Below are 6,033 nucleotides of genomic sequence, written 5' to 3' on the forward strand. Positions count from 1 at the left end.
TTTTTTTTTCAGCTAGCAATATAGTTCAGGCTTCCCAAATCCAAAATTCACCGCAAGAAACCCTGGGCAGCAACAAAGTGGACACCCTAAAGGTGAAGATTATCAACACAGAAAGCGTCAGGGCCAAAGAGCTAAAAAAAACAGCTTTTAGCCTTGTTCCATCAAGTTATATGATTCAATATGCAGGCTCCATTGGACTACTATCCACCGGTGCAGGCTGGGATTATGGCCGGAGCAAACAGTGGTCGACAGACTTTTTGGTTGGATACGTACCGAAATATGATACTGACCGACTTAAACTTACCTTAACGCTGCGTCAATCGTATACACCTTGGGAAATTAGACTCAATAAACAACTGATTTATCATCCTTTGCGTGCCGGTGCTTATCTCAATACGACGTTGGGAAAACAGTTTTGGTATAAAGAGCCCGACAAATATCCAAATAGCTACTATCGGTTTTCAACACGGCTGCGCATTAATATTTTTGCAGGTCAGGACTTCGTCTATAAAATTAAATCCAGCACTTCCTATTTCGAAGGAATAAAGTTTTATTATGATCTCCATACCAGTGACCTTTACCTAGTTAGCGGCGTGCAGAACAAATACCTTAAATTTGATGATTATATTGGACTCGCTTTAGGTGTCAAACTACAGATAAGGCGAAAATAGAAAAAAATACAATCAACTCACTAACTTGCTTAAGGTATTATCAAAACCAAGTGCAGCGCCAAAACGTTTTAAAAAATTTTATATTTCTTCGCTGAGCGAAGATCGGGTCAGTCCATTGCAATAGCCGCTGAAAACATTAATATGGTTAAGGTTCTAGCACGATCAGATTTTGATCTCCACCCTTTTACCAGCCGGCAGTTCAACATCAAGCAGTCTGCCGGCATATTTAATCTGGCACTTTTGGCGTTTTTTGGCCTTCGCCCCTGCGCTCAGCAATTTTCCGTTGGCCCATTTCAGATCAATTTCAATAGCACCACGTGCCATGAGTCCTTTGATTTCACCCGCTTTCCAGCTGTCGGGAAGTGCCGGAAGCAGTTCGATAAAATCTTCGTGGCTCTGCAGTAGCATCTCGGCCATGCCCGCGATCACCCCAAAGTTGCCATCGATCTGAAACGGCGGACAGGCATCAAACAGATTGTAATACGTACCGCCGCCGCCATCGTATTTGGTATCCATATCCGCTGTAGGCCGCAATTGTTTATTGAGCAGCTTCAGAGCCCGGTTGCCCTGATGCAAGCGTGCCCATAATGCAATCTTCCAGGCATAGGTCCAGCCTACCCCGTCGTCGCCACGCTTTTCCAGCGACTGCTGTACAGCTTTTGCCAATTCGGGTGTTCGGCCGACCGTGATCTCATTGCCCGGATAAAGGGCAAAAAGGTGAGAAAGATGTCGGTGTGCCGGCTCGACCTCTTCAAACTCTTCAGCCCATTCCATCAGACGGCCATCGTGGCCGATTTTTGGACGGGCCAATTTAGCCTTCGATGTCTGCAGTCGATTTAAAAACTCGTCTTCTTTTAAGCCTAAGATCGCTGCGGAGCGAAGCGTATGGTCAAATAGGTTGTAGATGACCTGCTGATCGTGTGAAGGCCCCATGCTGATCTGCGCAGTGGAACCGTCAGGCGCTTTAAAAGAATTCTCCGGTGAAGGTGAAGGCCCTGAAACCAGCAGACCAGTTTTTGGGTCTGCTGTCAGCCAGTCCAGGTAAAAGGCCGAAGACCCTTTCAATATAGGGTAAGCCCAGCGCAGAAAAACTTTATCCTGCGTAAATGCGTAATGCTCCCAGACATGTTGGGCAATCCAGGCGCCCGCACCGATGTGCATCCCCCAGCTGGCACTTTCACCCGGAGAAGTATAACCCCAAACATTTGTAATCGGATGGAGTGCCCACCCCTGCATACCATACTGAATCTTGGCGGTTTTGCTTCCCGGCGCTACAAGTGAAGCAATGAGGTCCATCAACGGACGATGCGATTCGGATAGATTGGCCACTTCCGCAGGCCAGTAGTTCATCTGCACATTGATATCGGTATGATAATCGCCATTCCAGGGCGTCTGTATCTTGTTGGCCCAGATACCCTGCAGATTTGCCGGCAACCCACCTGCCCTCGAAGATGAAAGCAAGAGGTAACGGCCATATTGAAAATAAAGCGGATATAAAGCCTGTTCATTTCCCGAGCGGAAATTATTGGCCATGAGCTCATTGGTCGGAAGATTAGGGGTATCATTTTCCAGCTGAAAACTCACCCGTTTCATAAAGGAAGAAAAATCCCTGCTATGGCGATCTTTTAATGTCGCGTATGATTTAGCTATAGCCGATTTAATAATAGCCAGATGCTCCTTTTGATAATTGGCATTGGTATAATCCGGATAATGCTGTTTATAGTTTGTTTTTGCCGTGACGATAAGTGTGACCGCATTGGCCCCTTCTATTTGTACTCCGCCTTTGGTCTGGCTGCTGATCCGTCCCCCATCGATAATGGGTGTCACCTGGGTCTCATAGCGCATGCCATCTCCGCCTCGACCATTATCGAGCACACCGAACATGCGTAGCCCATGGAATGCCGTTATTTCGGTGGCAAACCTTTCCGGCCGGTCCAGATTGAAAAGCACATTGATTGCGGCGGCTTTATCGGCAGTAAGGCGTATCACGATTGCCTGATCGGGATGGCTGGCAAAGATCTCACGGGTAAACCTGATCCCGTTTTGGACAAAAGAACTGGAAGCAATACCGTTTATCAGATCCAGTTCGCGGTGATAATCCCGGTAAGGCGCGTCAGTACCAAAGTCCAGGCGCAGATCGCCCAAGGTCTGGAAACACCCAAAAGGCACATTGGCTCCATTGCCACTTCCCGAACCCTTTCCCTTTGTAACCTGGGTCTGATTGGTCAGTTCGGTCGCTTCCTTGTATTTCCCTTGAAAGAGCAGTTCACGGATTTTTGGCAGAGACTGCGAAGCCGCAGGATTGTCCCCTTCGTCGAAGCTGCCACTCCAAAGCGTCATTTCATTGAGCTGGATCCGTTCGCGGTTGACATCCCCAAAGACCATCGCACCCAAGCTACCATTGCCAATAGGCAAGGCCTTTAACCATTCGGGATCACTTTCCCAGCCATTTTTGGAGTCTACAGCCAGGGCGTTTGCAGGCTGCTCAAACCAGATTTTGTTTGCCTTTTTGACCTGGTTCTGTGCGCTGGCAACAGCTGCTGAAAGCAGCAGGTAGCAGGTTAGACCCCGACGGATACGATAAAGATTGCTTAGGATTGGGTGATATTTCATTGCGGTTTATAAATCGGTATGTGTTTAAATCTAACTATTCAATGCGAACGGTTTCCTGTAGAAAGGAGCAGGACCTCCGTCTTACATCAAAAATAATTATCCAGTTTTATAAACACATACACTTTATTGCTCTTTTCCGATGCCATATTAACCTATTGGCAAAGTTATGGGGCTTTTTTCGGCATCCAGCATTACACTTTAGCTCTTATACGGCTCAGTGTGGATTGCGTTATCCCTAAATACGAAGCGATAATCCCCAATGGTGTACGTTTTAATATATTAGGATGGCGTTCCATGAGATTTCTGTACCGCTCAATGGCGGGCAACATCCGCAGCTCATTGGCTTTCTCTTCACTTTTGATATAGTAGCGTTCTGTCAATACTCTACCGATGAAATTAAATTCGGGAAATTGATGATATAAATCATTCAGTTTGTCGTAGCTCAGGACCAATAAGCTACAAGGTTCGAGCGTCTCAAGCGTTTCGAAGCTCGGTTTTTGACTGAAAAAACTATAGACAGCAATTGCAAGCTCTCCTTCAAAAAGTAACCAGGAGCTGATCTCGTTGCCCGCCGGATCAATATAATAAGAACGGACACCACCCTTCAGGATAAAGTAGATCTGCTTTTGCACCTTTCCAATATCAATAAGGCGAACCTTGGCTTCCACATCGATTACATAGCTATACGTTTCAATCAGCTGTTTTAAACCCTCCGACAGCGGATGAATGCTTTCAAACAGCTTTAAAATTAGATCTGTGGCCGGTTGGCTATATTGACTGGTCTTTTTTTGCATACAATGAATATATCACAATAATTGTGTGTCAACAAAAAATCCCCCTAAAATACACCATAAACAGTCTATATTTTTTGCTTTTTGGCAAAAAATACATTCCACAAACTGCTAGACTTTGGGTATGAAACGTAAGCTCATCAAATGGAGTATATTATTTATACTTGCATTGCCTAACCTTCCCGTTGTTGGAATCATAATTCTTGCAGAAATTGATCAAGGCTATTTTCGCTATGCGAATGCGGATGGTTCTTATACGGGTATCGAACATATCGACATTTTTTCACCCTGGAAGAATAAAACTCTAAGTTACTATTTTTCAGAAGCTACGAGACCAAAAGCCGCAAATATGGAAATCTATCGGCTTTATAAGATAAATCCGCTGTGCTTTTGGCGATGGCGGTATTATTTAACTGTCAGCAGACATTTCACCTATAGGAACTGGGATGAAATCAAAAAAAATAGAACTATTCCACCCTCTGTTAACACGAGATGGCAAAAATTTTAGCGATTTAAAACGCATCAAAAAGTAATATTTTACATGATTTTAAGCTTTTTATACATGACTTTTAATCGTTAAAAGACGTTTTTTGAGTTATCATTTTCAATCAATTATAAGGTTTGGTATACATTCCCCTTTATATCATTAAAATATTTTAAGAATCTATGCGACCAATTTATGCGAAAGCACTTTCAAATTTAGGAAACAGGATTTTTGAAATCCGACGGGAAACTTGTCCCAAACTTCTTTCCGAGTACCATTTTCACAATGAATGCCAGCTTACCTACATCATTAAGGGTAATGGCCAAAGCTGCATTGGAGATCAACTGGAAGACTTTGAAAGCGATGAACTGACTTTTATTGGTCCTGGCTTGCCGCACGTTTGGCACCATGAGAATACAGCCTTCTTCGAGGGTCAAAGCGCCGAATCCATAACATTGATTTTCGACCCAGAAGGCCTGCAGTCCTTTTGTCCCTTATTATTTGAAATATCTCAGCTCAATGACTTCCTCGAAAAATCGAGGCAGGGCATGTTATTTTATGGAGAAACAAAAAATAAGCTAAAAAAAATACTACGAAAAATGGTCTCTGCACCTGATATACAAAAAACGGCCTATCTCTTTAAATCCTTGGCAATTCTTCTTCATACCAAAGAATATAGCATACTATCCGATAAGCTTTATATTGATGGACTGTCCCTAAAGGATGGAGAAATTATTTTTAGTATATACAATTATGTTTTTGAAAATTTTAACGATGAAATTTCCCTAGATGAGGCCGCTAAGCTGGCGAACCTGACCAAACCCTCCTTTTGCCGATTTTTCAAAGCACGCACACGGAAAACGTTTTCAAAGTTTGTCAATGAAGTACGGATTAATGAAGCCTGCAGACTTCTGGCCAGGGACGAAACCCCCATCACCCATATCGCTTACGCCTGCGGTTTCAATTCTCTGCCCAACTTCAACAAATTCTTTAAATCAATAAAGGGGATTACTCCTTCCGATTATAAAAATAAGCTGCTGTTCCCTAAAAGTTAATGCGGCCTAAGAAAAAAATATCATCACCTGGCATAAAGTACTATATGCCAGGTGATGATAAGTTATAATTAGGACTAACTATTTGCTTCTCATACAACGTATACCCATGGCATTGTTTTGATAGTTAGACAATATTTTAGTCTTGAAAACTCCGTTCTGACTGTATAACATACCGCCAAAACATTCCTTTCGGTAGCGTCGAATTGGACGGTTGGACAGCGCTGCCTTTACCGCGCATTGCGGTCATGAGAAAATCAAGATTTGAAACAAAAAAAGGCTAGGTCAACCACGAACCCAGCCTTTACAAAAAACAATCCTTTAACCTGTTTTATTTAACTAATTATATACATTTCCGAACAAAGAACAGGCTCAACGGAAAATCGTTTGAATTATTTCACCTTTTTTATAAAGCCACTGCA

Annotated in this window: 5 protein-coding genes; 3 read left to right on the forward strand and 2 right to left on the reverse strand. The window is 43.3% G+C overall.

All coding sequences use genetic code 11. The annotated features are described in order from the left end of the window. On the forward strand, positions 1–671 hold a 671-nt coding region (locus B3C94_RS20725), incomplete at its 5' end, for a hypothetical protein (RefSeq protein ID WP_293907300.1). A 162-nt stretch (positions 672–833) separates the two neighbouring features. Here the strand turns inward: B3C94_RS20725 and B3C94_RS20730 are convergent. Continuing rightward, on the reverse strand, positions 834–3,284 hold the full coding sequence (locus tag B3C94_RS20730; RefSeq protein ID WP_293907302.1) for a glycoside hydrolase family 95 protein: 2,451 nt from the start codon (positions 3,282–3,284) through the stop codon (positions 834–836). Positions 3,285–3,475: 191 nt separating this feature from the next. Continuing rightward, a complete protein-coding gene (locus tag B3C94_RS20735) occupies positions 3,476–4,078 on the reverse strand; it encodes a Crp/Fnr family transcriptional regulator (RefSeq protein ID WP_293907304.1) in 603 nt (200 codons plus the stop codon). A 121-nt stretch (positions 4,079–4,199) separates the two neighbouring features. On the opposite strand from B3C94_RS20735, the gene B3C94_RS20740 reads away from it, so the two are divergent. Together B3C94_RS20740 and B3C94_RS20745 are read left to right on the forward strand one after the other, a co-directional pair. Continuing rightward, the gene (locus B3C94_RS20740; RefSeq protein WP_293907306.1) at positions 4,200–4,583 is read left to right on the forward strand and encodes a hypothetical protein; all 384 of its coding nucleotides are present in this window, start codon (positions 4,200–4,202) and stop codon (positions 4,581–4,583) included. A gap of 158 nt (positions 4,584–4,741) precedes the next feature. Beyond that, the gene (locus B3C94_RS20745) at positions 4,742–5,614 is read left to right on the forward strand and encodes a helix-turn-helix domain-containing protein (protein WP_293907308.1); all 873 of its coding nucleotides are present in this window, start codon (positions 4,742–4,744) and stop codon (positions 5,612–5,614) included. Positions 5,615–6,033 lie beyond the last annotated feature (419 nt).

The sequence above is a fragment of the Sphingobacterium sp. UBA5670 genome, from assembly GCF_002420705.1.
GTDB lineage: Bacteria > Bacteroidota > Bacteroidia > Sphingobacteriales > Sphingobacteriaceae > Sphingobacterium.

Bases quoted from the DNA above. Each gene is read 5' to 3' on its own strand.
- B3C94_RS20745 (WP_293907308.1), top strand. From the start codon at position 4,742: ATGCGACCAATTTATGCGAAAGCACTTTCAAATTTAGGAAACAGGATT.
- B3C94_RS20735 (WP_293907304.1), bottom strand. From the start codon at position 4,078: ATGCAAAAAAAGACCAGTCAATATAGCCAACCGGCCACAGATCTAATT.
- B3C94_RS20730 (WP_293907302.1), bottom strand. From the start codon at position 3,284: ATGAAATATCACCCAATCCTAAGCAATCTTTATCGTATCCGTCGGGGT.
- B3C94_RS20740 (WP_293907306.1), top strand. From the start codon at position 4,200: ATGAAACGTAAGCTCATCAAATGGAGTATATTATTTATACTTGCATTG.